We start from the raw sequence: 24,949 nt of genomic DNA, 5'->3' as shown, positions 1-24,949 counted from the left end.
CAACGGGTATTCGTCACCGATCGCATTCTGCTCATATCGAACACCCGCTCCGCCGTTCCGCGCCGTCAGTGTTCTGCGGCTCGTTCCGCGGTTCCCCGCACGCCCTCGTCGAACAGGTCCAGTTGCGGTTCCCGGGCCCGCACCTCGATTCCGCCGATCGCGGCATCGGGTGGCGGAGTGAGCCCCAGCTGGGCCCACGCTGCCGCGGTCGCGACCCGGCCCCGGGGCGTTCGCGCGATCATCCCGGCCCGGACGAGAAACGGCTCGCACACCTCCTCGACGGTGTTCGGCTCCTCCCCCACCGCGACCGCGAGCGTCGAGACACCGACCGGTCCGCCGCCGAAGCTCCGCACCAGCGCACCCAGGACGGCCCGGTCCAGGCGGTCCAAGCCCAGCGGGTCCACGTCGTAGACCGCGAGGGCGGCCTTCGCGACGTCGCGGGTGACGACGCCGTCCTCGCGAACCTCGGCGTAGTCGCGCACGCGCCGCAGCAGGCGGTTGGCGATACGCGGCGTGCCCCGCGAGCGGCTCGCGATCTCCGCGCTCGCCTCCTCCCCGAGGTCGACGCCGAGGATGCCGGCGGAGCGCAACAGGATCCGCTGCAGCTCGTCGGGCTCGTAGAAGTCCATGTGGGCGGTGAACCCGAACCGGTCGCGCAGCGGACCGGTGAGGGCACCTGACCGCGTCGTGGCACCCACCAGGGTGAAGGGCGCGATCTCGAGCGGGATCGACGTCGCGCCCGGACCCTTGCCGACGACGACGTCGACGCGGAAGTCCTCCATCGCGAGGTACAGCATCTCCTCGGCGGGGCGGGCCATCCGGTGGATCTCGTCGATGAACAGCACGTCGCCCTCGACCAGGTTGCTGAGCATAGCCGCCAGATCGCCCGCGCGCTCGAGCGCCGGGCCGGACGTGAGCCGCAGCGACGTCCCGAGTTCGGTGGCGATGATCATCGCCATGCTGGTCTTGCCCAGCCCCGGCGGCCCGGAGAGCAGGACGTGATCGGGCGTCCCGCCGCGCTTCTTGGCGCCGGCCAGGACAAGTTGCAGCTGCTCGAGGACGCGCGGTTGCCCGATGAAGTCGTCGAGGCTCTTCGGCCGCAGGCTCGCCTCGATCTCGCCGTCCGACGGAACGAAGTCCGCGGTCACCGCGGACTCGTCGACGGAGGCACCGAAGTCGTCGGGGCCGTCGGGCTCGATCGCTGCGTTCATCGCGTCTTACCCAGCAGCGCGAGCGCCGATCGCAGCACAGTCGACGTCGCAGCCTCCGGATCGGCTGCGAGGACGCTGTCGGTGGCCTTCTCCGCCTGATCGAGTCGGAAGCCGAGACCCGTCAGCGCCTCGACGACCTGGTCCCGCACCGCGGTCGACGCTCCCGGCACCACACCGGGCGCGTCACCGGTCGCGGGGACCGCCTCGACCTTGTCGCGCAGCTCGACGACCATGCGTTCGGCGCCCCGCTTGCCGATCCCCGGCACCCTCGTCAAGGCGGTGACGTTGCCCTCGGCCAGCGCCTTGCGCAGCGCCTCCGGCTCGAGGACCGCGAGGATGGCCATCGCCAGTCGCGGGCCGACACCCGACACCGTCTGCAGGAGTCCGAACAGGTCCCGGGATTCGGCGTCGGCGAACCCGTACAGCGTCATCGAGTCCTCGCGGACGATCATCGCGGTCAACAGGCGCGACTCGTCGCCCCGCCGCAGCGTCGCCAATGTCGCCGGCGTCGCGTTCAGGCGGTAGCCGACGCCCGCGGCCTCGATAACCACGTGGTCGAGCCCGATCTCGAGAACCTCACCGCGCACCGAAGCGATCACCGTGTTCCTGCCTTCCCGGCCGACGTGTCTTTGCGCTGCACCGCAGCGATGTCCTTGAGCCGCATCTCGTATCGTCGCTTCTGCTCGGCCGCCGCGGCCTCCGCGGCGGCCATCCGATCGAGCATCGGCGCGCGCCAACAATGGCAGATCGCCAGTGCGAGCGCGTCGGCCGCGTCGGCCGGCTTGGGTGGAGTGTCGAGTCCGAGAATCTTCGTGACCATTGCGGTGACCTGCTTCTTGTCGGCGGTACCGCTACCGGTGACCGCCGCCTTCACCTGGCTCGGCGTGTGGAAGCACACAGGGATACCGCGCTTGGCCGCGGCCAGCGCCACAACCCCGCCCGCCTGGGCAGTGCCCATCGCGGTCCGCACGTTGTGCTGCGAGAACACCCGCTCGACCGCGACCACGGTGGGCCGGTAGCGGTCGAGCCACTCGTCGGCCGCCTCCGAGATCCGCAGGAGACGTGACGCCAGTTCCATATCCGGCGGGGTGCGCACGACGTCGACCGCCACCGGTTTCACTTCGCGACCGCGTCCGGCGTCGACGACACCGAAACCGCACCGCGTCAGACCGGGGTCGACACCAAGAACACGCACGCGCCCACCTCTCGCACAATTTCCGAACAGCTGTTCGATCATAACGGGAGGTGGGCGCGGGACTGTGAACCAACACGCAGCCGGCGGGCGAGTCCAGCTACTGGACGCGCACGATTCCGGGCATCGGGTAGGTGCCGTCGATCAGACCGGTGGTCGGACCGTAGAACCGGGCGGCCAGCTGGAATCCGCCGTCGCGCGACGTGGGCAGCCAGTTGCGGGCCTGCTCGGGATCGGCCGGCGGGTCGGGCTGGAGATAGAAGGTGACCTTGCCGTCGACGACCGAGTACTGGCCGGCCTTCAACAGCTCACTGGTCGTGCTGTACCGGTTGATCGGGTTGTCGATGAAGTACCCGGCCGAGTCGTAGACCGGTAGCTCCCAGAACTCCGTCGTCGGCGGCAGGTTGTTCATGTCGAAGGTGAGGGTGTAGTCGTTCTTCCCGTCGAGCGGGCGCCCCGCACTGTCGTCGAAAACGTATGCGATGGTGTGAGAGTCGTACGGAACGGGCGTCCCCCACGCGACGTCGTCGGCGCCGGCCTTGGCAACGTAGTCGAGGTCGTCGAAGAACAGGCTCGACTGCAGTCTCCATCCGTTCATGTCGATCTGGGTGTTCTCGAATGCACTCTTGGCAGCCTTGCGTGCGCGGGCGAATCCTTCGTCGATGCTCGCCTTCTGCTCATCGGTGACCTGGGCCGGGTCGAAGATTGTGCCCTCCTCGAGGCCGAGACGCGACAGGCGCCCGAGGGTTTCGGTCTCCTTCGCCGAATCCGTACGCCGGGTGAGCGACGGGTCGTTGATCGACAGGCTCAGCAACTGCAGGTAGTCGATCGCAGTCATCGACTTGCCGATGTCCGAGATCTGATCCATCCGGGGGAAGCTGCGGTAGTCACCCTTGACGACCGGCTGCTCGGCCAGTGGCGGCACCCGTCCCCCGTTCGCCGTCCACAGGCTCAGCGGCGCGGCGTGGACCCCGGCCACCGTGGCCCGCGCGGCCGCCATGTCGGCGTCGTCGCGGGTCGTCACCGCGACCCGGACCGCGAGGGTGAACGAATCGGAGGTCGCGCGGATGATCTCGGTTCCCTTGAAGCCTGCGGGGAGATTGCCGTGCCACGACGGGCCGACGATCACGTACCGCTGCGGCGCATTGCCGGTGAACTGAGATCCCGCCTTGAAGAAGTAGTCCGCGTTCTGATCGCCGGCCTGCAGGCTCCAGTACCGGCCGTCGGTGACCGCCGGGATCTCGATCACGATCGGCTCCTGCGAGGTGTCGAAGGTGCCGCCGGAGTACAGGGTCGACGCGTTGACCGTCGTGGCGAACCGGGTCTTGGCGTCGAACAGGTTCATCTGCGGCTGCATGCGATTGACACCGCGGTAGGCGGGTTGCCCCTCCATCTGGGTGTACACGTGCCGGAGCTCGTAGTAGCCGGCAATGTTCAGGCCCCAGTAGAACGCCTCCTCCGTCAGGTCGGCCACCTCGTCCGCGGACAGCGAGGAGTCGATCGGTCCTGCCTGCGCTTCCGATGACGCCGCCGAACCGCACCCACTCACCAGAGTGAGGGCGGACAGCAGTGCCGCAATTCCCACCATCGATCTTCTCGTCGTGTGCATCCAGGTTCTCCTTGTGCATGCGCATTCGAGCGCTTGATTAATACGATGTGTCTTAAACGGCGGGCGCGCGACAACCACCCGCTCACGAGGGTGGAATCAGGGCGCCGCGAGGAAGGCGAGCGTCCCGCTGATCAGTCCGTCGACCGACGCGATCGCCGCCGACCGCGTCATCTGCTTGTACTCGAGCCGGCGTTCGACGTCCGCCAGGACCGCCGTGACCAACTGGCTCATCTGCCGGATGCGCTCGGGGCGCACCGTCTCCGGCAGGTGGTCGAGCCGAGTCTCGAGCTCGCCCGAGATGGCTTTGACGCCACGATTGTGGCGCTGGTGGAAGGGCTCGAAATCACCCGAACCCTCACCGAGGTACCGATGGATGAATCGGGCGTACGAGTTGGCGCCGGCCGCCTCGACCACCGCCGACCCCAGCGGCCGAACGTACGCTTCGACGAGGTCGGCCAGTGAATGCTCGCTCCGCGCGGCGAGCATCGCCAACCGGTGCTCGTTCAACGGGATCAGCCGGAAGTCGTACAGCGCGAGGATCAGGGCCTGCTTGGTCTTGAAGTGGTACTGCACCGCGGAGTTGTTGCGCTGCCCCGCGGCCGATCCGATCTCCCGCAGCGACACGTTCGCCACACCGCGCTGAGCGAACAGACGCTCGGCGGAGACCAGAATCTTCCGTTGGACGTCGGACAGGGCCGCGACGTCCAGGTCCGCAGTTGCCATCGTGGCCTCCCCTCCGTCGTCACGCCACGCATATCTCGCGGCATCGAGTAAGTCGAACTGTCTTAAACGATGTTCGTAGTTGGGAATCCCGCAAACCACACGAGATTCCACCCAATGGAACACCGATCCGGTGCCCCGACCGCCTGGTCGTCCGCAGTGCCGGTTCCCCGGCGCTGCGGACGACCCTGCAAGCTACGTCAGATCGAGCGCTGCGCGGCGTCGTGTGCCGCGATGTACCCGTAGACGAGTCCCTGTCCGATCGTCGCGCCGGCACCCGGGTAGGTGTTACCGAACGCGTTGGCCGCCGTGTTGCCGATGGCGTAGAGACCGGGGACCGTGCTGCCGTCCTCGCGAACGACACGGCCGCGGTCGTCGGCCGTGACGCCGCCGCAGGTGCCGAGGTCGCTGAGCGTCATCTTGACGGCGTAGAACGGCCCGCGGTTCAGCGGCCGCAGGTTCGGGTTCGGAGTGATCGTCGGGTCGCCGTAGTAGCGGTCGTAGGCGCTGGCACCGCGCTGGAAGTCCGCGTCGACACCGGCGGCCGCGGCCTCGTTGAACCGCCGGAACGTGTCCGCGAACGCGCCTTCGGGTAGACCGGCCGAGCGCGCGAGTTCGACGGGGTCGGACGACTGGTGCGCGATCCCGGCGTCGTACCACGACTGCGGGAGCGGCTGCCGCGGGAACAGCCCCGCCGCGAAGATGTAGCTGTTGCGGTACGCCTGGTCGAAGACGATCCACATCGACTCGACCGGGTCGCCGGCGCGCTCACGCTCGAGAATGCGCTGGCCGAACGACATGTAGTCGGTGGACTCGTTGACGAACCGACGGCCGGTGTGGTCGACGATGAACGAGCCGGGCAGCGACCGCTCCGCCAGCATGACCAGCGGATCGCGACCGGGCAGCGCCGCGACCGCCGGGAACCACCAGGCCTGATCCATCAGACCGATGTCCGCACCGGCCTCCTGTGCGATCCGGATTCCGTCGCCGGTGTTGCCCTCCGCGCCGAGGCTCTCGTGATCGGCGAGGCTCTCCGACTGGAACTTGTGACGCATGTCCATGTCGTGGTCGAAGCCACCGGTCGCGAGGACCACGCCGCGCCGCGCCGTCACGGTGAACTCACGGCCGTTCTGTTCGACGACCGCGCCGGTGACAGCGTCCCCGTCGTTGATCAGGCTGACGATGGACGTCTCGGTCCAGACCGGGATCTTGGCGTCCAGGATGCCCGCGAACAACCCGGCGGCGAGGGCCTGTCCACCTGCCATGTACTCGCGCTTCAGGGCGAGGCCACCGAGGCCCTGAGCGACCCGCTTGGCGATGCGCGGCACGCCCTTGGACGGCACCCGGGCGACGAGGTTCATCCACTTGTAGTCCGCGCCGGTGGTCGGCATCGGGACCGGGGCCTCCATCACGCCGGGGCGCAGCCTGGGCCGCTCGGCGCCGAGCACGGAGGCGTCGAAGGGCAGGCACTCACAGGTCCGGCCCGCCGCGGATCCACCGGGCAGCTCGGGATGGTAGTCGGAGTACTCCTTGGCCCAGAAGAATCGCATCGGGGTGGTACGACGCAGCATGTCGACGGTAGCGGCGCCGTGATCGAGAAACGCAGTGCCGCGTTCGGCCGGTGCCGAACCGTCGACCACGGAACTCACGTACGTCCGGGCCCGATCGAGGGTGTCCCCGGAGCGGGCTTCCTGCAGGACCGGGTTGGCGGGAATCCAGAACGCACCGCCGGACCGCGCAGTCGATCCGCCCACGTACTTCGTCTTCTCGACCACCAGCGTCGACAGACCCAACTCGTTCGCGGCGAGGGCGGCAGCCATCCCCGTCCCGGCTCCGACGACGAGCAGATCGACGGTGATGTCGCGCGCTGGGGTGGGAGTCAACTCTCGGCTATTGCTCACGGGCACTCTCCTGTTCCTCGGGATAGTGCGGTGAACGCTAGATCCGGAACGGACACATCGCCACAGCAGTTCCCGCGGGGCGGGAGTACGTGTGATTCCGACCACCGAACCAACCGATCGGTCGTGACGATCGCGTCGGTGTGCACAACGCAGAACTCCCGCGCGTGAAGCCGGTCGCCGAGGCGACCGGCTTCACGCGCGGGAGTTTCTCGCTCTGCGACTATGCGTCGAGTTCGGCGAGCACCTCGTCCGAGACGTCGACGTTGGTGTAGACGTTCTGCACGTCGTCGGAGTCCTCGAGCGCGTCGACGAGCTTGAACACCTTGCGGGCGCCCTCGGCGTCGACCGGCACCTCGACGGACGCACGGAAGTCGGGGTCGGCCGACTCGTAGTCGACACCGGCGTCGACGAGCGCGGTGCGGACGGGGATCAGGTCACCGGCCTCGCACACGATCTCGAAGGTGTCGCCCAGGTCGTTGATCTCCTCGGCACCGGCCTCGAGCACGATCTCCAGGAGGTCGTCCTCGGTGCGGCCGTTCTTCTCGAGCAGCACGACGCCCTTGCGGGTGAACAGGTACGAGACCGAACCCGGGTCGGCCATGTTGCCGCCGTTGCGGGTCATCGCGGTGCGGACCTCACCGGCGGCCCGGTTGCGGTTGTCGGTGAGGCACTCGATGAGCACGGCGACACCGTTGGGGCCGTAGCCCTCGTACATGATGGTCTGCCAGTCGGCGCCGCCGGCCTCTTCGCCGCCGCCACGCTTGCGCGCACGCTCGATGTTGTCGTTGGGGACCGAGCTCTTCTTGGCCTTCTGGATGGCGTCGAAGAGGGTGGGGTTACCAGCCGGATCGCCGCCACCCGTACGAGCTGCCACCTCGATGTTCTTGATCAGCTTCGCGAACATCTTGCCGCGCTTGGCGTCGATCACGGCCTTCTTGTGCTTGGTGGTGGCCCATTTGGAGTGGCCGCTCATTCGTGGGAGCCCCTTCCTGCAGCGCACCGTGGCAGATACGACAAATCCCACGGCACTCGACTGCACACTTGTCGGAGGTTCGATGCTACCTGCATACCTCGCCACCCCGGATACGCCGCCTCCCCCGAAAGGTCACGATCCGGTTGAAGTTGCCCCGTTCCCGGGACACTCGGTCCGTTCCCGTGGAGCCTTCCAGTGACATCAAAGACGCAGACATCGATACGACGGGACGGCGTCTCGCGCGGGGGCGCGGGCCGGAAGGATGCCGGAATCGTTGGGGGAAAGGCGAACGAATGCGCATTCAGAGACCGCGATTCACCAAGCGGCTCAAGCAACGTCTGGTCGGCATGGCCGCAGCGGCTCTCGTGCTACCCGCCTTCGCGGTGGTCGCCGGGACGTCGACCGCGGCGGCGGCGCCGGCCGGCGGTTACGAAGAGGTCTTCGTCAACTCGGCGATGGGCCCGATCAAGGTCCAGATCCAGTGGGCGGCCCGCGGTGGCAACGCCGCGCTGTACCTGCTCGACGGGTTGCGGGCCCGGGACGATCGCAACGCGTGGTCGTTCGAGACGAATGCGCTCGACCAGTTCCGGAACGACAACCTCACCCTGGTGATGCCCGTCGGCGGCCAGTCGAGCTTCTACACGGACTGGTACGCACCCAGTAACTTCAACGGCCAGAAGGTCACCTACAAGTGGGAGACCTTCCTGACGCAGGATCTCCCTGCCTATCTCGCGACCCGCGGCGTCTCCCGGTCCAACAACGCGGTCTCCGGCCTGTCGATGGGCGGCTCGGCCGCACTGACGCTGGCCGCGTACCACCGCGACCAGTTCAAGTACGCGGGCTCCTTCTCCGGCTACCTGAACATCTCCGCGCCCGGCATGCGCGAGGGCATCCGCATCGCGATGCTCGACGCGGGCGGCTACAACGTCGACTCGATGTGGGGTCCGCCGTGGAGCCCGGCATGGCTGCGGAACGATCCGTTCGTGTTCGCGCCGCTGCTGAAGGGCCTGTCGCTGTACATCTCGTCGGGCAACGGACTGATGGGCGAGTTCGACCGGCCGGTCGGCTCGGTCGGCTCCTTCAACACATCCAACGCGATGGGTCTCGAGGCACTCGCCCTCGCGAACACGCGGGCGTTCCAGGTGCGGCTGAACTCCCTGGGGATCCCGGCGACGTTCGACTTCACCAGCTCCGGCACACACTCGTGGGCCTACTGGTCCGAGGAGCTGTGGAAGTCACGCCCACAGATCCTCGACACCATGAACGCCTGGTGACCGACGGACGCTGACGGTGCGGGGGCTTCAGTTCCCCCGCACCATGTCCACGAACAGGCCGTGGACCCGGCGGTCGCCGGTGACCTCCGGATGGAACGAGGTGGCCAGGACGGCGCCCTGCCGCACGGCGACGATGTGCCCGGCGGCGGGGCCCTCGGGCACGGTCGCGAGCACCTCGACACCCGGTCCGACGCGCTCGACCCACGGCGCACGGATGAACACCGCACGCACCGGGTCGCCGTCGATGCCGACGAAGTCGAGATCGGACTCGAAGGAATCCACCTGACGGCCGAAGGCGTTGCGGCGCACCGTGATGTCGAGCCCGTTGAGGTGCTCGGCATCGGGCCGCGTGTCGAGGATCTCGCTCGCGAGCAGGATCATGCCGGCGCACGAGCCGTAGGCGGGCATCCCGGCCTTCAGTCGGGCACGGAGCGGCTCGAGCAGTTCGAACACGGAGAGCAGGCGGCTCATCGTCGTCGACTCACCACCCGGAATGACCAGTCCGTCCACGGATTCGAGTTCCGAGAGTCGCCGGACGCCGATGCCACGGGCCCCGCAGGATTCGATTGCCGCGAGATGCTCGCGAACGTCGCCCTGCAAAGCGAGCACGCCGATCGTCGGTTGATTTGCCACGAGTGATTGTCCTGCACTGTTCGACGCTGTCTGACTCCGGAAACGCTATCAGTCGGGCGATTCCGGCCGATCGAGCGCCCGGTCCGACCGGACGGTGTCAGAAACGCCGCCGGCGGCGTCAAACCCGTGTCAAGGCGGCCGTCACTTCCCCACCATGGCTCCCACCATGGGCGATGTGATCGATACACGATTCCCCGCGGGCGGTGCCACGGCCCGAGGACGGAACGAGCGGGCCGACCGGAACAAGCTCACCGTCGCCACCGGCCTGGCCGGGCTGTCGCTCGATGCCCTGGCGTCCGTCGCATACGGCCCCGAGGCCGTGGTGCTGGTCCTGGCCGCGGCGGGCGGCGCAGGCCTGGGCATGACGCTGCCCGTGACCCTGGCGATCGCGGTCCTACTCGCGTTCCTGGTGGCGTCGTACCGCCAGGTGATCGCCGTGTTCCCCGAGGGCGGCGGCGCGTACGCGGTCGCCAAGACACATCTCGGCCGCCGCGCGGGACTGACCGCCGCCGCGTCGCTCGTCCTCGACTACGTCCTCAACGTCGCGGTCTCGATCGCTGCCGGCGTCGCCGCGCTGACCTCGGCGATACCGGCCCTGCTCCCCTGGACGCTGTGGATCTGTCTACTCGTCCTCGCCGCCGTCACTGCCCTCAATCTGCTCGGAATCGCCTACAGCGCACGCACATTCATGCTCCCCACGGCGGCATTCGTGATCAGCATCCTCACCGTGATCGTCGTCGGGTTGCTGCGGTCCGCACCCGCCACCGTCGCGCAGGGCGAGGCGATCTCCACCAACGTCACCACGGTCGGCGCCCTGCTGCTGCTCAAGGCGTTCTCGAGCGGGTGCGCCGCCCTGACCGGGGTCGAGGCGATCGCGAACGCGGTCCCGAGTTTCCGCCGGCCGCGGGTCCGGACGGCGCAGCGGACGGAGGTCGCGCTCGGTGCGCTGCTGGGCGTCATGCTCCTCGGGCTCGCCGTCCTGATCGAGAAGTTCGAGGTGCATCCGATCGAGGGCACGACGGTGTTGTCCCAGGTCACCGAGGCCGCGCTGGGCGGCGGTGTCGGCTACTACCTGGTGCAGGGCGCGACCGTGGTGCTCCTCGCGCTCGCCGCGAACACCTCCTTCGGAGGGCTACCGACGCTGCTGCGACTGCTCGCCGACGACGACTGCCTCCCGCACCGCTTCGCGGCGCGCTCCGGACGCGAGGTGTACCGCTTCGGCGTGCTGTGCCTCGCCGGAACCGCCGCCCTGCTCCTCGTGGGTTCGGGCGGCAGCATGAATGCCCTGGTTCCGCTGTTCGCGATCGGCGTGTTCGTGGGCTTCACCCTCGCGCAGGCCGGCCTCGTCCGGCACTGGCGCGAAGTCCGCTCCCCCGGCTGGAAGTGGCGTGCCACCCTCAACGGCTGCGGCGCCGCCCTCACCGCCATCGCAGCGGTGGTCACCACCGCGATGAAGTTCACCGAAGGCGCATGGCTCGTCACACTGACCCTGCCCGCGCTCGTGGCGGCGATGGAGTGGGTGCACCGCACCTACCGGTCCAGCGCGGTGCTGCGCCGTCCGCCCGAGGCCGACAGCGACCCCGACCCCGCCGATCCCCTCGTTGTCGTTCCGGTCGCCGAGGTGTCCGAGGCCATCCGTGAAACCCTTTCGATGGCAACATCACTCGGCCGTGACGTCGTCGCGGTGCACGTCACCGAACCCGACCGATCCGTGTGATCGTGGTCGTCGGCGAGATCGCGCCCGTCTCCCGCTGGCAGAGTCTCATCCCCGGCCCGCACGCCGCGGAACTGCAGCGGGCGCTGGGCGGACGCCCCGACACCGTCGTGTGCCGGGTTCAGTTGGCCCCGCGGTCAGTCCGCCCGCAGCAGTCGGGTCAGCCCCTCCTGCACGACGGCCGCGGCGAGGTTGCCGCGACGGTCGAAGATGCGGCCCTGGGTGAGCGCACGACCGAACCCGGCCGACGGCGACGTCTGGTCGTAGAGGAGCCAGTCGTCGGCGCGGAACGGCCGCATGAACCACAGCGCGTGGTCGAGTGAGGCGCTCTGGATCGCGGTGTCGGGGTGAATGGTGCTGGCCGACGCGAGCAACGTCATGTCGCTCATGTACGCGAGTGTGCAGATGTGGAAGACCGGATCGTCCGGCAATGCCTCGCGGGAGCGGAACCAGACCTGCTGCTGCACGGGGACACCGCGTCGGCGCTGGATCTGTTCGGCGGGCACGTACCGCAGGTCCCAGTCCGCCCATTCACGGAACTCCCACGACATCTCCTCCGACGTGAGGGTCGAGGCGTCGGGCAGGTCTTCCGGGTTCGGCACCTGCGGCATCTCGTCCTCGTGCTCGATGCCCTCGTCGAGAACGTGGAACGACGCCGACATCGTGAAGATCGCCTGCCCGTCCTGCACCGCGGTGACCCGCCGGGTCGCGAACGAGCGGCCGTCGCGAATCCGATCGACCAGGTACACGATCGGCATGACCGGGTTGCCCGGACGCAGGAAGTACCCGTGCAGCGAATGGACGTGGAAGTGCTCGTCGACGGTCCGCACCGCCGACACCAGAGCCTGACCGGCGACCTGGCCACCGAAGGTGCGCGGGAGCATCGTCTCGGTGGCGATCCCCCGGAAGATGTCCTTCTCGAGCCGCTCGAGTTCCAAGATCTGTTCGATCTTCGCCATGTCGGGTCTCCTTCCAGGGACGCCCGATCAGGCTAGCAATGCGAAAAGGCGGACGCGGTGAGGACCGTAACGGTCCTCACCGCGTCCGCCTTCGTGAACGGGTCCCGAAGATCGAACTGGTTCAGGTCACCAGCCGCGCTCGGCGAGGCGGTGGGGCTGGGGGATGTCGTCGACGTTGATGCCGACCATGGCCTCGCCCAGGCCGCGGGAGACCTTCGCCAGGACGTCCGGGTCGTCGAAGAAGGTGGTGGCCTTGACGATCGCGGCGGCCCGCTCGGCCGGGTTGCCGGACTTGAAGATGCCCGAGCCGACGAACACGCCCTCGGCGCCGAGCTGCATCATCATCGCCGCGTCCGCGGGGGTCGCGATGCCACCGGCGGTGAACAGGGTGACCGGCAGCTTGCCGGCCTTGGCGACCTCGACGACCAGATCGTACGGGGCCTGCAGTTCCTTGGCGGCGACGTACAGCTCGTCCTCGGGCAGGGAGGTCAGGCGGCGGATCTCCTGGCGGATCTTGCGCATGTGGGTGGTGGCGTTGGAGACGTCACCGGTGCCGGCCTCGCCCTTCGAGCGGATCATCGCGGCGCCCTCGTTGATGCGGCGCAGGGCCTCACCGAGGTTGGTGGCGCCACAGACGAACGGGACGGTGAAGGCGAACTTGTCGATGTGGTTCTCGTAGTCGGCGGGGGTGAGGACCTCGGACTCGTCGATGTAGTCCACGCCCAACGACTGCAGGATCTGCGCCTCGACGAAGTGACCGATGCGGGCCTTGGCCATGACCGGGATCGACACGGCCTCGATGATGCCGTCGATCATGTCCGGGTCGGACATGCGCGAGACGCCGCCCTGGGCGCGGATGTCGGCGGGCACACGCTCGAGGGCCATGACCGCGACGGCGCCGGCGTCCTCGGCGATCTTGGCCTGCTCGGGGGTGACCACGTCCATGATGACGCCGCCCTTGAGCATCTCGGCCATGCCCCGCTTGACGCGTGCAGTGCCGGTAGTGGGGGTGGTGTCGGGGGTGCTCACAGCAAACTCCTGGGTTCTCGCCGGCTTGGGTGGATTTCTGGGCACGCGAGCCTCACGGCACCGCGGCGCATTCGCAATTCTAGGACGAGTCCGCGGAATGCCCGATATCCAGTGCCCGATAGCTGGCCTGCTGTGGCACCCGTCATATCAGCGGATCGCGCGGACCTCGGGATCCTCGACGCGGACCACCGCCAAGTTCGCTTCCTCGAGCAGATCCGGCAGATCCTGCGGATACACCGCCTCACCGCGCTGCTGGATCACCCGAATGTCCGATGCGGTGCACCAGCGGTGCTCGGTGATCATGTGCTGTTCGAGGTCCGTGAATCCGCCACCGTGCGGGGCGAACTCCTCGGTCCGTGCAGCGAAGAACAACTCCTCGGAGCGGATCAGCTCGCCGGCGAACGGGAAGATCGCGACCCGGCGCCACAGCGGGCCACGGAGCGCGTCGGGCGACAACGTCCTCCCGGTCTCCTCCCGAACCTCGCGCACTGCCGCGGCCCGGAGCGTCTCGCCGGTTTCGACGCCGCCGCCGATCGTGAACCAGAACGTCGTCTCGGGCGTCGCCGGATCGTGTCCGCGCATCAGCAGGACTCGGCCGCGCTCGTCGAGCAGCACGACGCGGGCCGACGTCCGCACCTCGTCGAGTTGCAGCCCGGACGGCTCCGTCCGCTCCGCGATCTCGAAGTACGTCGGCAGCGGTGCGGTGCCGCCCAGGTGGAGCCACCGGACCGGACGCCGGGTCCGCAGCGCCAGGGTGTCGCGCACGGCGTCGTTGTGGAAGCGTCGAGCGATCAGCACCCGCGCCTCGGCGTCGGCCAACTCGGCCACCAATTGCGGTGGGAGCGTGTGGGTGTCGAGTGTCGTCAACGCACCCGACAGCGCATTCTCGGCCGCCTCGCGGTGTGCGCGGTCGGCCCGCTCCGCCTGGCCGGCGAGGACCGACAGGCGCTTGCCCTCCATCGAGGTGGTCGTCATCGCCGCCGCGATCGCCCGCACCACCACCGCGCGGCGCGCGAGTGCGGCGTCGAGCGCCTGCCACGACAGGTCGGAGCGCACGTGCAGCCGGTCGAGCCGGTTCGCGGTGCCGTACGCCCAGGCGCCGATCGTCGCGATCACCGCGGCGACCAACGCGACGATCAGAATCGTCATCGCGGAGAAGGTCACGAACGCACCTCACGCACACCGGTGGACCCGACCGTCACCGTCTCGTAGACCCGCAGGATCTGCTCGGCGACGACCGGCCAGTCGTACTCGGCCACCACGGCGCTGGCCACGTCCGTCAGCGCACGCCGACGGTCCTCGTCGCCGAGCACGGTGTCGATCGCTGCCGCGAGCGCGGCCGAGTCCCCGATCGGCACGAGCAGCCCGGCGGTGCCGTCCCGCAGCACCCGCCGGAACGCGTCGAGTTCACTGGCAACCACGGGCGCTCCCGCCGCCATCGCCTCGACCAGCACGATGCCGAAGCTCTCGCCGCCGAGGTTGGGCGCGCAGTACACGTCGGCACTGCGCAGCGCCGACGCCTTCTCCTCGTCACTCACCTGCCCGAGCAGGCGCAGGTGGCGGGCGTAGCGGCCGGCTTCCTTGCGGAGCTTGTCCTCGTCGCCGCGACCGACCACCAGGACCTCGAGGTCCGGGTACTTCTCCACCAGCGTCGGCAGCGCTCCGAGGAGCACCGCCATGCCCTTACGCGGCTCGTCGTAGCGGCCCAGGAAGAGCACCGTCTTCCCCGGACGCGGATACCCGGGCAGCGGCGCCGCGGTCGCGAACGCCGGTACGTCGACCCCGTTGGGGATCTCGACCGCGTCCGAGCCGAGCGATTCGACCTGCCACCGTCGCGCCAGCTCGGACACCGCGATCCGTCCGCTGATCTTCTCCAGGTACGGCTGCAGCACCCCCTGGAACGTGCTGAGCACCAACGACTTCGTGGTCGACGTGTGGAACGTCGCGACGATGGGGCCCTCGGCGATCTTCATCGCGAGCATCGACAGGCTCGGCGCGTTGGGCTCGTGGATGTGCAGGACGTCGAAGTCGTTCTCCGCGATCCAGCGCCGGGTGCGCGCGTACGACACCGGGCCGAACGTCAGGCGCGCCACCGACCCGTTGTAGGGGATGGCGACGGCCCGGCCGGCCGACACCACGAAGTCCGGCAGCTCGGTGCCGTCCGACGCCGGCGCCAGGACGCTGACCTTGTGCCCCCGCTCGATGAACACCTCGGCGAGCTCGACGACGTGCGCCTGCACGCCGCCCGGCACGTCGAAGGAGTACGGGCAGACCATGCCGATCTTCATCGCGACTCCATGCGTGCGCGACGGGCCTCGGACAGGTCGTCGAGCCACAACGGCTGGAGCATGTGCCAGTCCGCCGGGTGGGCCGCGATGTTCACCGCGAACCGGTCGGCCAGCGCCTGCGTCGCACCCTCGACGCCGACCGAGACGTCGATCGGCGGGTCGATCGAGAATCCCCACCCGCCGTCGGTGAACCAGCAGTGGACGGGCAGCAGTGCGGCGCCGGTCTCGATCGCGAGTTTCGCCGGGCCGGCGGGCATCCGGGTCGGTTCCCCGAAGAACGTGACCGGGACACCCTTGGCCGCCAGGTCACGCTCGCCGAGCAGGCACACGACCTTGTTGGCGCGCAGGCGCTTCGCCAGTTCGCCGAACGGCGGACTCTCACCGCCGCTGAGCGGGAAGATCTCGAAGCCGAGGCTCTCCCGGTAGGCGACGAACCGCTGGTACAACGACTCCGGCTCGAGGCGTTCGGCGACGGTGGACAGCCCACCCCACGTCCGCGTGCACCACACGCCGGCCATGTCCCAGTTGCCGGTGTGCGGCAGCGCGAGGATGGCGCCCTTGCCCTCGGCCATCGCCGTCTCGAGGTATTCGGTTCCGACGACGGTGCGCTCGACCTTCGCCTGCGTCTCCGCCAGATCCATCGACGGCAAGCGGAACGCCTCACGCCAGTACCGCGCGTAGGAGCGCAGGGAATCGCGGATCAGTTCGTCCGGGACCTGTTCCGGTGGCACCCCGAGGACCCGAGCGAGGTTGCGGCGCAACTGCTGCGGACCACCACCACGACGCGCGGCAAAGTCCGCTCCGGCGTCGAACAGCTTGGTGGCCAGTCCTTCGGGAAGTGCGCGCACGACACGCCACCCCGTCGCGTACCCGAGGTCGGTCGCCCATTCCGAGAAACTCACGAGACCTCCCCCGCGCCGTCGTTCTCCGTGGCGTGCGGCGCGATCGGCAGCAGGTCACGGGCACCGGCCGAGCCGCGGACGGCGAGCACCCGCTGGAACACCGTGATGATGCTCGCGACGGCGAGAATCCACATCGCGACGTACACGGCCCAGTGCAGCCACCCGATGTCGAAATGCCCTGCGATACCAGTGAATCCGGCACCGACCAGAACGATGATCAACCGATCCGGACGCTCGATGAGGCCACCGTCCGCAGACAGGCCGCTGGCCTCCGCACGGGCCTTCGCGTACGAGATCACCTGCGAGGTCACCAGACAGATGAGCGTCGCGATCAGCAGGCTCTTGCTGTCCTCGTGGTAGACGGCCCACCACGCGAGCCCCGCGAAGATCGCACCGTCCGCGAGTCGATCACAGGTGGCGTCGAGCACTGCGCCGTACCGCGTCCCGCCCCCGCGGGCCCGCGCCATGGCGCCGTCGAGCATGTCGAACATGACGAAGAACCAGATCAGCATGGTTCCCCAGAACAGGTGCCCGGACGGGAAGAGCGTCAACGCGCCCGCGATGCTCGCGACCGTGCCGATCACCGTGACCGCGTCCGGAGTCAGCCCCGTCTTCACCAAGGCCCGGCCCATCGGCGCCGTCACCTTGGACACCGAGGCGCGCCCGAAGAAACTCAGCATCCCGCTCCCCCCTCCCGCATCCGGTCGTGGCGCCGGGCCCTGTCGGCTCCGGAATCCGATCCTTCCATGGTGTGCCCCCGACGACGTCGGTGAATCACTCGTTCCAGGCCCCCGCGAGCAGTGCACGCGTCTCGCGGAGCAGCTGCGGCATCACCTTCGCTCCCCCGAGGACGGTGATGAAGTTCGCGTCACCGCCCCACCGCGGAACGATGTGCTGATGCAGGTGCTCGGCCAGTGAACCGCCGGCCGCCGCCCCGAGGTTGAGGCCGACGTTGAAGCCGTCCGGCCGCGAGACCCGCTTGATGACGCGGATTGCCTGCTGCGTGAACGCCATCAACTCGGCGCTCTCCTCCGGCGTCAGGTCCTCGAGCGCCGCGACCCGCCGGTACGGCACCACCATCAGGTGACCGGGGTTGTACGGGTACAGGTTGAGCACCGCGTACACCGACTCGCCGCGCGCGACGATCAGCCCCTCCTCGTCGCTCATCTTCGGGATCTCGCTGAACGGACCCTCGCTCGAGCTCGACGTCTTGGGCGCCTCCGCGATGTACGACATGCGGTGCGGCGACCACAGCCGCTGCAGCCGGTCGGGATCGCCCGGACCGGTGTCGACGAGAGTTCCGTTGTCGGTGTTGCCGTTCGGCTGATCGGTCACTGGGCACCGCCGAGCAGTTCGGCCGTGGGCGAAGCGTTCTCACGCCGCGCGATCCACGACCCGATCGCCTCCACGGCGTCCTTCACCGGCACACCGTTGACCTGGGTGCCGTCGCGGAAGCGGAAACTGACCGCGCCGGCCTCGACGTCACGCTCGCCGGCGAGCAGCATGAACGGCACCTTCTGCGTGGTGTGGGTGCGGATCTTCTTCTGCATCCGGTCGTCACTCGCGTCGACCTCGGCACGCACACCGATCGCCTTCAGCTGCTTGACGACGTCGAACAGGTGGTCCTCGTGCGCCTCGGCAACCGGGATGCCCACGACCTGGACGGGCGCGAGCCACGCCGGGAAGGCGCCCGCGTAATGCTCGGTGAGGACACCGAAGAAGCGCTCGATGGAGCCGAACAGGGCGCGATGGATCATCACCGGACGCTGCTTGGTGCCGTCGGAGCCCGTGAACTCGAGATCGAAGCGCTCGGGCAGGTTGAAGTCGAGCTGAATCGTCGACATCTGCCAGCTGCGGCCGAGTGCGTCCTGCACCTGCACGGAGATCTTGGGACCGTAGAACGCGGCTCCACCCGGATCCGGCACCAGGTTCAGGCCGGAGGCCGTACCGACCTCGGCGAGCGTGTTGGTCGCCTCCTCCCACAGCGCGTCGTCGCCGACGAACTTGTCGGGGTTCTTGGTCGACAGCTCGAGGTAGAAGTCGTCGAGTCCGTAGTCCTTGAGCAGGCCCAGCACGAACTGCAGCGTGGTGGTCAGCTCGTCGCGCATCTGCTCCTTGGTGCAGTAGATGTGCGCGTCGTCCTGCGTCATGCCGCGGACACGGGTCAGACCGTGCACGACGCCGGACTTCTCGTAGCGGTACACCGAACCGAACTCGAACAGGCGCAGCGGCAGCTCCCGGTACGAACGACCACGCGACCCGAACACCAGGTTGTGCATCGGGCAGTTCATCGGCTTGAGGTAGTAGTCCTGGCCGGGCTTGCGGACGGTGCCGTCCTCGTTCAGTTCCTCGTCGATGTGCATCGCCGGGAACATGCCGTCCCGGTACCAGTCGAGGTGACCGGAGACCTCGTACAGATGGCCCTTGGTGATGTGCGGCGAGTAGACGAACTCGTAGCCCTCCTCGACGTGCCGCTTGCGCGAGTAGTTCTCCATCTCCTGGCGGATGATGCCGCCCTTGGGGTGGAACACCGGCAGGCCCGAACCCAGCTCGTCGGGGAACGAGAACAGATCCAGTTCGGCGCCCAGCTTGCGGTGGTCGCGGCGCTCGGCCTCGGCGAGCAGCTCGAGGTGCTTGTCGAGCGCCTCGCTCGACTCCCACGCGGTGCCGTAGATGCGCTGCAGGTCCTCACGGCTCTGATCGCCACGCCAGTACGCGGCCGAGCTGCGTGTGATCTTGAATGCCGGGATGTACTTGGTGGTGGGGATGTGAGGGCCGCGGCACAGGTCCTTCCAGATCACCTCGCCCGTACGCGGGTTCAGGTTGTCGTAGATGGTCAGCTCACCGCCGCCGACCTCCATGACCTCCGGGTCGTCGATACCGGACTTGTCGTCGATGAGCTCGAGCTTGAACGGCTCGCTCGCCAGTTCCGTCCGGGCGTCGTCGAGATCCTCGACGACGCGACGCGAGAAGCGCTGCGCGTCCTTGACGATCTTCTTCATGCGCTTCTCGAGCTTGGCGAGATCCTCCGGCGTGAACGGACGGTCCACCTGGAAGTCGTAGTAGAAGCCGTCCTTGATCGGGGGGCCGATGCCGAGCTTGGCCTCGGGAAACTCCTGCTGGACGGCCTGCGCCAGGACGTGCGCGGCCGAGTGCCGGATCACGCTGCGACCGTCTTCGGTGTCGGCGGCCACCGCCTCCACCTCGACGTCGACGTCCGGAATCCAGGACAGATCCCGGAGCTGGCCTTCGGCGTCACGGACAACGACGACGGCGTCGGAGCCCTTGCCGGGCAGCCCGGCCTCCCGCACCGCCGTGCCCGCAGTAGTCCCGGCGGGCACTTGGACACGTGCGGCTGGGGTAACGGATGCGGGCGTGGTCACGGCGATGCGCTCCTAGGTATGAGGGTATGCCCCGGGATAAGGGGCGATCCCATGTTATCCGGCACCCCGTCACCATTCGTGGAGCCGTCCCGACGTCCGGTCGCCCCGCAGCTACAGCGGGCTTTCCAGCCGCGCCTGCTCGAGCCCCAGCCGAGATCCGATCAGACCGAACGTCCCGAGCACGTCCTTCCTGTGGGCCCCGAGTGCTCCGATCGGATGGAAGCTGTCCGCATGCGGCGTCGGCGGCTCGTCTGCGGCGATCCGCGCGCACCGAACTTCTCGGATGAATCGGACACACGAGCGAGCCGATTGCACGATAGTGACCCGATGCACAGAACCAGCAGGGGGAAACGACTGTCGGCGGCGATCGGGGCAACCACGCTCTGCGCGCTCGTTCTCACGGGGTGCTCGTCCGGCACCTCCAGTGGGTCGGCGCCCGGCGACACGACAGGAATCGACACCCACGCCACCGGCACCGCGACGGGAACACCCGACACCCTCACCGTCGGCCTGGGAGTACAGACGCAGGCGCCGGACGCGACGTCGGCACTCGAATCGAACGCCCAGAAGACCGCAGCCCTGATCGACACCCTGAAGGGCCGAGGTGTGGCGGCCGACGGCATCCAGACCAGCGGGTTGTCAGTCTCGCCGACCTTCGAGGGCGGATCGGGCCGGATCACCGGGTATCAGGTGACGAATCGGGTGACCGCGACCCTGCACGACGTCGCTGCGGCCGGCACCTTGATCGACGCGGCGGCCGCGGCAGCAGGCGACGCGATCCGCGTCGAGCAGACCACGTTCTCGATCTCCGACGACAGTGAACTGCGTGCGCAGGCTCGCGCCGCGGCTGTGCGGCAGGCCCAGGATCAGGCGAAGCAGATTGCCGATGCGGCCGGCGTGAAGCTCGGGGCGGTTCGGTCGATCGTCGAGGAGCCTGCGAACCAGCCGGCACCGCTCATGCGCTCACCGATGGCATTCGACCAGGTAGTGGCGGCGTCGACACCGATCGAGGCCGGCACCCAGGAACTGTCGGTGAACGTCACCGTCACCTACGACATCGGCTGACTCGGAGCAGACACAGGAAGCAAACAGAAGAGGCCCCATCCGATTTCTCGGATGGGGCCTCTTCTCGAGTGGTCCCGGCTGGGATCGAACCAGCGACCTCCCCGGTGTGAACGGGACGCTCTTCCACTGAGCCACGGGACCGAACCGCACTGAATGCTTGCGGTCGAACGAGACGAAACACTAACACGCACCTGCGCCGAACACGAATCCGCTGGTTGTCATTCGTTTCCGGTGCACGACTGCCCTGAGGAGCCGGCGCGCCAGACCGGAGGCGGCACTCGATCTACGTCCGACGCCTCTCGACACCCCGAGTCCCGTGATGCCCCTCTTCGTGACCGTCACGGAGATGGGGTCCCGGCCACGCGGGCGGAGCCGGCGCCGGGTGACGTCGGTCGAACACTCCCCTTGTAGGAGCCTTCAGGCGCGGTGGTGGACGGCCACGACCTCTACACGCGATGCGTGCGGGGCGAACCGTCGCCCGCACCCCCGGTCGGCGCGTCCTCTCCGCACCGGCCCCGACGCCTCCGAAACGGCAGTTTTCGGCCGGATGGGCCGGTTATCGCGAACAGTTCCCCCGAAACACCCCTGAACAGCACCGCAGGAGATCTTGATTTTCGGCTCTGACCTCGCGATTTGTGCCTTTCTCGAATGGTCCGCTAATGTTCTCACCGCACCGGGGAAGCGGAAACGCCCCGCCGGAGCAAATGCGGATGTAGCGCAGCTGGTAGCGCATCACCTTGCCAAGGTGAGGGTCGCGGGTTCGAATCCCGTCATCCGCTCGAGAGGTTGGACTCGACCTTTTATGGTGGAGTGGCCGAGTGGTGAGGCAACGGCCTGCAAAGCCGTGCACACGGGTTCGATTCCCGTCTCCACCTCGCGCGATTAGCTCAGCGGGAGAGCGCTTCCCTGACACGGAAGAGGTCACTGGTTCAATCCCAGTATCGCGCACCAAGTTTCGAGGCAGTACGCTGCCAAGGAGCTTGAGTGTTACAACATGCGGATGTAGCGCAGCTGGTAGCGCATCACCTTGCCAAGGTGAGGGTCGCGGGTTCGAATCCCGTCATCCGCTCCACGGTCGGTCCTTGTGGCCGGCCTGGAAGCCCCGGGTTCTCTCGGGGTTTCCGCTTTGAAGGCCCGCGCGATTAGCTCAGCGGGAGAGCGCTTCCCTGACACGGAAGAGGTCACTGGTTCAATCCCAGTATCGCGCACCACCAAGAAGGGCACCTCCACACGGAGGTGCCCTTCTTGCGTTGCGGGGTGAATTCACCCCACCGTTCGATTCGAACATGAGGGACCCCTCAGGTATCGTCCTATCCACCATCCCCCGATGGTGCGGAGCCCCAGCCATGACCCCCCATCCACGGCTGGGGCTCGTCTAATTTCCCTACTTCTGCACTGCCGAGGCCTGCCTTCTCGCGGCGAGTGCCTCCTGGAACCACCGATACGAATCCTTCGGTGTGCGCACGAGTGTGTCGTAGTCCACGTGGACGAGGCCGAACCGTTCCTGGTATCCGGCCGCCCATTCGAAGTTGTCGAGAATCGACCACACGAAGTACCCGCGAACATCCACGCCGGCGTCCATCGCGGCACGAACGGCGGCGAGATGGTCGGCGTGGTAGGCGATGCGGCGCTCGTCACGGATCCGTCCGGACGCGTCCGGGTTCGGGTCGTGGAACGAGCATCCGCTCTCGGTGATGTAGACCGGCGGCAGCGCCGCACCGAACCGGTCATGGAAGATCGTGAGGATTTCACGCAGGCCGTCCGGGACGATCGGCCAGCCGAAGTCGGTCGTCGGGTATCCCTCCAAGGGGACCGGGGCGAACGGCATCCCCGGCGGCAGGTCGACCTCGAGAACCCCGGCAGTCCCTTCGCCGTCTCGTGGCGCGGCGATGACGGTCGGTTCGTAGTAGTTGATGCCGAACCAGTCGAGCGGCTGCGCGATCACCCGCAGGTCGTCGTCGACCGGGCCGGTCAGCAGCGCGGCGAGTTCGTCCGCCGGGTACTTGCCGAGCAGAACCGGGTCCGCAAAGGTCCAGTTCACGATGTGGTCGTAGATGTCCGCGGCCTCGACATCCGTCTCGGCGTCACTCGCGGCGTGCACCGGCGCGTGATTCGAGGCGATGCCGATGTTGCCGCAGCCCGCGGAGCGGAGCGCCTGCACCGACAGCCCGTGCCCGAGCAACTGGTGATGGGCGGCCTGCAGCGCGCCGAACCCGAGCGAGAGTCCGGGGGCGTGGACACCCAGCGCATGGCCGTAGAGCGTGTGGACGACCGGTTCGTTGAGCGGCATCCACATCCCGACCCGGTCGCCCAACCGCTCCCCCACGACCGCCGCGTACTCCGCCAGACGGTGGGCGGTCTCCCGGTTCAGCCAGCCGCCGTCGTCCTGCAGCGCCTGCGGCAGGTCCCAGTGGAACAGCGTGACCGCCGGAGTGATGCCGGCGGAACACAGTTCGTCGATCAGCCGGTCGTAGAAGTCGAGTCCGGCGGCATTGACGGCGCCCTTGCCGTCGGGCTGGATCCGCGGCCAGGCCACCGAGAGCCGGTAGGAATCGATGCCGAGGTCCCGCATCAGCGCGACGTCCTCGGGATAGCGGTGGTAGTGGTCGATCGCGACGTCGCCGGTCTCCCCACCGACGACCTTGCCGGGGACCGAACAGAATTCGTCCCAGATCGATCGGCCCTTGCCGTCCTCGGTCACCGCCCCCTCGATCTGGTAGGCCGCAGCCGCGACACCGAAAAGGAAATCGTCAGGGAACTCGGGAATCGATCGCTGTACCGCCATGATGAGCAGTGAAGCAGAGAATGCCACGAAACGGAGCAGAATGTTGGACACTCGTCCAGTGATTCGAAACACGAAAACCCTTAGCGGGGCGCGGGTCTCGGCGGCCGTCGCCTTCGGCCTGCAAGGATTCATGCTTGCCGTGCTGCTCACTCAGCTTCCGCAGTTCAAGGACGACCTGGGCTTCAGCGACAGCCTGGTGGTCGCCGCCGTCGTCGGCGTCTCCGTCGTAGCCGGCGTAGGAAGCGTTCTCGCGGAACAACTCGCGAAGGCCACATCGAGTCGGACGACGCTCCGCACGGGCCTGTTCGTGATCGCTGCGGCCGCGGTCATCATCGCCCTCTCGACGTCCACACCGGCCTTCCTCGGCGCGTTCGCGTTCTACGGGATCGGGCTCGGCATGGTCGACGCCACGGCCAACATGCAGGCAGTATCGATCCAGCACGCCTACGGTCGCGTGATCCTGTCGTCGTTCCACGCCGCCTGGAGTGTCGGCGCGATCATCGGTGCACTGTTCGTATCCGCGTGCTCGGGTCTGGGTCTGTCGGTCAAGGTGTGCGTCCTGATCGCTGCGGCCGTCGTCGCAATCGGATGTGCGGCGATCGGACCGCGCCTGCTGCACACCGGTCACCAGCAGACCGCGGAGACCGCGGCGGCTCCGCTGTCGGTTCCGCTGTGGCCGTTCCTCGCGCTCGGCATCGCGATGGTGCTGTTCTATGCCATCGACTTCGGGATCGGCAACTGGTCGGCGCTGTACCTCAAGGAGGTGCTGCTGGCCGACGCCGGCACCGCCGCCCTCGCCATGGCCGCCTACCAGATCACCGCGCTGATCTCCCGGTTGACCGGCGACTACTGGGTCCGCCGGTTCGGTGAGATCGCCGTGGTCCGTGTCGGCGCGGCAATCAGCGTGGTCGGACTGCTGGTGGTGGTACTCGCGCAGACCCCGGCGGTGGCCATCGCCGGCTTCTTCGTGGTCGGTCTCGGTGCGCCGGTCGTCGCACCGATGTGTTTCAGTGCGGCCGGACGACTCGCACCGCCGGACCAGACCGACGCCGTCATCGCGCGGATCAACCTGTTCAACTACGCCGGCACGGTGATCGGCGGCGCGGTGATCGGCGGCATCGCATGGGCCACCGATCTGCGTATCGGATTCATCGCCCCGTTGTTGTTCGCAGTGGCGTTGTTCCTGCTCGCGCCCGCTTTCGCCCCGCGGAAGACCTGGTCGGGTACCACCGAGACGGAGTCGGCACCCACCAGTGCGTGACCGGCACTGTCCCGGACAGTGGTGTACTTACGGGACGGACCCGACGTACG

Annotated in this window: 21 protein-coding genes and 6 tRNA genes; 9 read left to right on the top strand and 18 right to left on the bottom strand. The window is 68.0% G+C overall.

The features are described 5' to 3' along the window. Nucleotides 1–65: 65 nt before the first annotated feature. The 7 genes from ruvB to ACQ5DX_RS08755 all read right to left on the bottom strand — a co-directional run bounded on the left by ruvB (nt 66) and on the right by ACQ5DX_RS08755 (nt 7,606). Nucleotides 66–1,211 carry a Holliday junction branch migration DNA helicase RuvB gene (gene ruvB / locus ACQ5DX_RS08785; RefSeq protein WP_430332261.1) on the bottom strand — a complete coding sequence of 382 codons (1,146 nt, stop codon included), beginning with the start codon at nt 1,209–1,211 and terminating at the stop codon, nt 66–68. Beyond that, the gene (ruvA, locus tag ACQ5DX_RS08780) at nt 1,208–1,810 is read right to left on the bottom strand and encodes a Holliday junction branch migration protein RuvA (RefSeq protein ID WP_430332260.1); all 603 of its coding nucleotides are present in this window, start codon (nt 1,808–1,810) and stop codon (nt 1,208–1,210) included. Before ruvA ends, ruvB begins: the two co-directional genes overlap by 4 nt. Continuing rightward, nucleotides 1,807–2,406 carry a crossover junction endodeoxyribonuclease RuvC gene (gene ruvC, locus ACQ5DX_RS08775; protein ID WP_430332259.1) on the bottom strand — a complete coding sequence of 200 codons (600 nt, stop codon included), beginning with the start codon at nt 2,404–2,406 and terminating at the stop codon, nt 1,807–1,809. Before ruvC ends, ruvA begins: the two co-directional genes overlap by 4 nt. Before the next feature lie 97 nt (nt 2,407–2,503). After that, nucleotides 2,504–3,991 carry a DUF1254 domain-containing protein gene (locus tag ACQ5DX_RS08770; protein ID WP_430332258.1) on the bottom strand — a complete coding sequence of 496 codons (1,488 nt, stop codon included), beginning with the start codon at nt 3,989–3,991 and terminating at the stop codon, nt 2,504–2,506. Nucleotides 3,992–4,108: 117 nt separating this feature from the next. Further along, entirely contained in the window at nt 4,109–4,735 is a 627-nt protein-coding gene (locus ACQ5DX_RS08765) for a TetR/AcrR family transcriptional regulator (RefSeq protein ID WP_430332257.1), read from the bottom strand. Between the two features lie 197 nt (nt 4,736–4,932). Further along, nucleotides 4,933–6,633: a 3-ketosteroid-delta-1-dehydrogenase gene (locus tag ACQ5DX_RS08760; protein WP_430332256.1), complete on the bottom strand. Its 1,701-nt coding sequence runs from the start codon at nt 6,631–6,633 to the stop codon at nt 4,933–4,935. Between the two features lie 220 nt (nt 6,634–6,853). Next, nucleotides 6,854–7,606 carry a YebC/PmpR family DNA-binding transcriptional regulator gene (locus tag ACQ5DX_RS08755; protein ID WP_430332255.1) on the bottom strand — a complete coding sequence of 251 codons (753 nt, stop codon included), beginning with the start codon at nt 7,604–7,606 and terminating at the stop codon, nt 6,854–6,856. Nucleotides 7,607–7,899: 293 nt separating this feature from the next. Here ACQ5DX_RS08755 and ACQ5DX_RS08750 point away from each other — a divergent pair, with 293 nt between their 5' ends. After that, on the top strand, nt 7,900–8,880 hold the full coding sequence (locus tag ACQ5DX_RS08750) for an alpha/beta hydrolase (RefSeq protein ID WP_430332254.1): 981 nt from the start codon (nt 7,900–7,902) through the stop codon (nt 8,878–8,880). 27 nt (nt 8,881–8,907) lie between these two features. On the opposite strand, the gene pdxT is transcribed toward ACQ5DX_RS08750, so the two are convergent. Beyond that, nucleotides 8,908–9,513: a pyridoxal 5'-phosphate synthase glutaminase subunit PdxT gene (gene pdxT / locus ACQ5DX_RS08745; protein WP_430332253.1), complete on the bottom strand. Its 606-nt coding sequence runs from the start codon at nt 9,511–9,513 to the stop codon at nt 8,908–8,910. Nucleotides 9,514–9,688: 175 nt separating this feature from the next. Here pdxT and ACQ5DX_RS08740 point away from each other — a divergent pair, with 175 nt between their 5' ends. After that, nucleotides 9,689–11,230 (top strand): APC family permease, encoded by a 1,542-nt coding sequence (locus ACQ5DX_RS08740; RefSeq protein ID WP_430332252.1) that lies wholly within the window; start codon nt 9,689–9,691, stop codon nt 11,228–11,230. A gap of 134 nt (nt 11,231–11,364) precedes the next feature. On the opposite strand, the gene ACQ5DX_RS08735 is transcribed toward ACQ5DX_RS08740, so the two are convergent. The 8 genes from ACQ5DX_RS08735 to thrS form a co-directional block, all read right to left on the bottom strand. Beyond that, nucleotides 11,365–12,186, bottom strand: coding sequence for an acyl-CoA thioesterase (locus ACQ5DX_RS08735; protein WP_430332251.1), 822 nt, complete (start codon nt 12,184–12,186; stop codon nt 11,365–11,367). Nucleotides 12,187–12,312: 126 nt separating this feature from the next. Further along, entirely contained in the window at nt 12,313–13,215 is a 903-nt protein-coding gene (gene pdxS, locus ACQ5DX_RS08730; protein WP_430332250.1) for a pyridoxal 5'-phosphate synthase lyase subunit PdxS, read from the bottom strand. A gap of 147 nt (nt 13,216–13,362) precedes the next feature. Further along, nucleotides 13,363–14,379: an NUDIX hydrolase gene (locus tag ACQ5DX_RS08725; RefSeq protein WP_430332249.1), complete on the bottom strand. Its 1,017-nt coding sequence runs from the start codon at nt 14,377–14,379 to the stop codon at nt 13,363–13,365. Then, entirely contained in the window at nt 14,376–15,503 is a 1,128-nt protein-coding gene (locus ACQ5DX_RS08720; RefSeq protein ID WP_430332248.1) for a glycosyltransferase family 4 protein, read from the bottom strand. Before ACQ5DX_RS08720 ends, ACQ5DX_RS08725 begins: the two co-directional genes overlap by 4 nt. Next, nucleotides 15,500–16,405, bottom strand: a complete 906-nt coding sequence (locus ACQ5DX_RS08715) for a phosphatidylinositol mannoside acyltransferase (RefSeq protein ID WP_430332247.1) — start codon at nt 16,403–16,405, stop codon at nt 15,500–15,502. The genes ACQ5DX_RS08720 and ACQ5DX_RS08715 overlap by 4 nt, the downstream gene beginning before the upstream one ends. Further along, nucleotides 16,402–17,085 carry a phosphatidylinositol phosphate synthase gene (pgsA, locus tag ACQ5DX_RS08710; RefSeq protein WP_430332246.1) on the bottom strand — a complete coding sequence of 228 codons (684 nt, stop codon included), beginning with the start codon at nt 17,083–17,085 and terminating at the stop codon, nt 16,402–16,404. Before pgsA ends, ACQ5DX_RS08715 begins: the two co-directional genes overlap by 4 nt. 94 nt (nt 17,086–17,179) lie before the next feature. After that, a complete protein-coding gene (locus ACQ5DX_RS08705; protein WP_430332245.1) occupies nt 17,180–17,740 on the bottom strand; it encodes an HIT family protein in 561 nt (186 codons plus the stop codon). Beyond that, nucleotides 17,737–19,788 (bottom strand): threonine--tRNA ligase, encoded by a 2,052-nt coding sequence (thrS, locus tag ACQ5DX_RS08700; protein ID WP_430332244.1) that lies wholly within the window; start codon nt 19,786–19,788, stop codon nt 17,737–17,739. Before thrS ends, ACQ5DX_RS08705 begins: the two co-directional genes overlap by 4 nt. A gap of 327 nt (nt 19,789–20,115) precedes the next feature. Here thrS and ACQ5DX_RS08695 point away from each other — a divergent pair, with 327 nt between their 5' ends. Next, nucleotides 20,116–20,853, top strand: a complete 738-nt coding sequence (locus ACQ5DX_RS08695; RefSeq protein WP_430332243.1) for an SIMPL domain-containing protein — start codon at nt 20,116–20,118, stop codon at nt 20,851–20,853. Nucleotides 20,854–20,922: 69 nt separating this feature from the next. Here the strand turns inward: ACQ5DX_RS08695 and ACQ5DX_RS08690 are convergent. After that, nucleotides 20,923–20,994, bottom strand: a tRNA-Val gene (locus tag ACQ5DX_RS08690). Nucleotides 20,995–21,559: 565 nt separating this feature from the next. Here ACQ5DX_RS08690 and ACQ5DX_RS08685 point away from each other — a divergent pair. From ACQ5DX_RS08685 to ACQ5DX_RS08665, 5 genes are all read left to right on the top strand, one after another. Then, nucleotides 21,560–21,632, top strand: a tRNA-Gly gene (locus ACQ5DX_RS08685). A 25-nt stretch (nt 21,633–21,657) separates the two neighbouring features. Further along, a tRNA-Cys gene (locus ACQ5DX_RS08680) sits at nt 21,658–21,728 on the top strand. Nucleotide 21,729: 1 nt separating this feature from the next. Continuing rightward, a tRNA-Val gene (locus tag ACQ5DX_RS08675) sits at nt 21,730–21,804 on the top strand. A gap of 45 nt (nt 21,805–21,849) precedes the next feature. Next, nucleotides 21,850–21,925: transfer RNA gene (locus ACQ5DX_RS08670), tRNA-Gly, on the top strand. A 64-nt stretch (nt 21,926–21,989) separates the two neighbouring features. Then, a tRNA-Val gene (locus ACQ5DX_RS08665) sits at nt 21,990–22,064 on the top strand. A 173-nt stretch (nt 22,065–22,237) separates the two neighbouring features. On the opposite strand, the gene ACQ5DX_RS08660 is transcribed toward ACQ5DX_RS08665, so the two are convergent. Continuing rightward, nucleotides 22,238–23,638 carry a GH1 family beta-glucosidase gene (locus tag ACQ5DX_RS08660; protein ID WP_430335591.1) on the bottom strand — a complete coding sequence of 467 codons (1,401 nt, stop codon included), beginning with the start codon at nt 23,636–23,638 and terminating at the stop codon, nt 22,238–22,240. 40 nt (nt 23,639–23,678) lie between these two features. Here ACQ5DX_RS08660 and ACQ5DX_RS08655 point away from each other — a divergent pair, with 40 nt between their 5' ends. After that, the gene (locus ACQ5DX_RS08655) at nt 23,679–24,899 is read left to right on the top strand and encodes an MFS transporter (protein WP_430332242.1); all 1,221 of its coding nucleotides are present in this window, start codon (nt 23,679–23,681) and stop codon (nt 24,897–24,899) included. The last annotated feature ends 50 nt before the right edge of the window (nt 24,900–24,949 follow it).

The sequence above is a fragment of the Rhodococcus sp. ACT016 genome, assembly GCF_050477185.1.
Lineage (GTDB): Bacteria > Actinomycetota > Actinomycetes > Mycobacteriales > Mycobacteriaceae > Prescottella.
The sequence above is the reverse complement of the archived record's forward strand: the minus strand, read 5'-3'. Positions and strand labels throughout refer to the sequence as shown.

Bases quoted from the DNA above. Each gene is read 5' to 3' on its own strand.
- ACQ5DX_RS08655 (WP_430332242.1), top strand. From the start codon at position 23,679: ATGTTGGACACTCGTCCAGTGATTCGAAACACGAAAACCCTTAGCGGG.
- ACQ5DX_RS08695 (WP_430332243.1), top strand. From the start codon at position 20,116: ATGCACAGAACCAGCAGGGGGAAACGACTGTCGGCGGCGATCGGGGCA.
- ruvB (WP_430332261.1), bottom strand. From the start codon at position 1,211: ATGAACGCAGCGATCGAGCCCGACGGCCCCGACGACTTCGGTGCCTCC.
- ACQ5DX_RS08770 (WP_430332258.1), bottom strand. From the start codon at position 3,991: ATGGTGGGAATTGCGGCACTGCTGTCCGCCCTCACTCTGGTGAGTGGG.
- ACQ5DX_RS08750 (WP_430332254.1), top strand. From the start codon at position 7,900: ATGCGCATTCAGAGACCGCGATTCACCAAGCGGCTCAAGCAACGTCTG.
- pgsA (WP_430332246.1), bottom strand. From the start codon at position 17,085: ATGCTGAGTTTCTTCGGGCGCGCCTCGGTGTCCAAGGTGACGGCGCCG.
- ACQ5DX_RS08735 (WP_430332251.1), bottom strand. From the start codon at position 12,186: ATGGCGAAGATCGAACAGATCTTGGAACTCGAGCGGCTCGAGAAGGAC.
- ACQ5DX_RS08660 (WP_430335591.1), bottom strand. From the start codon at position 23,638: ATGGCGGTACAGCGATCGATTCCCGAGTTCCCTGACGATTTCCTTTTC.
- ACQ5DX_RS08755 (WP_430332255.1), bottom strand. From the start codon at position 7,606: ATGAGCGGCCACTCCAAATGGGCCACCACCAAGCACAAGAAGGCCGTG.
- ACQ5DX_RS08765 (WP_430332257.1), bottom strand. From the start codon at position 4,735: ATGGCAACTGCGGACCTGGACGTCGCGGCCCTGTCCGACGTCCAACGG.
- ACQ5DX_RS08720 (WP_430332248.1), bottom strand. From the start codon at position 15,503: ATGAAGATCGGCATGGTCTGCCCGTACTCCTTCGACGTGCCGGGCGGC.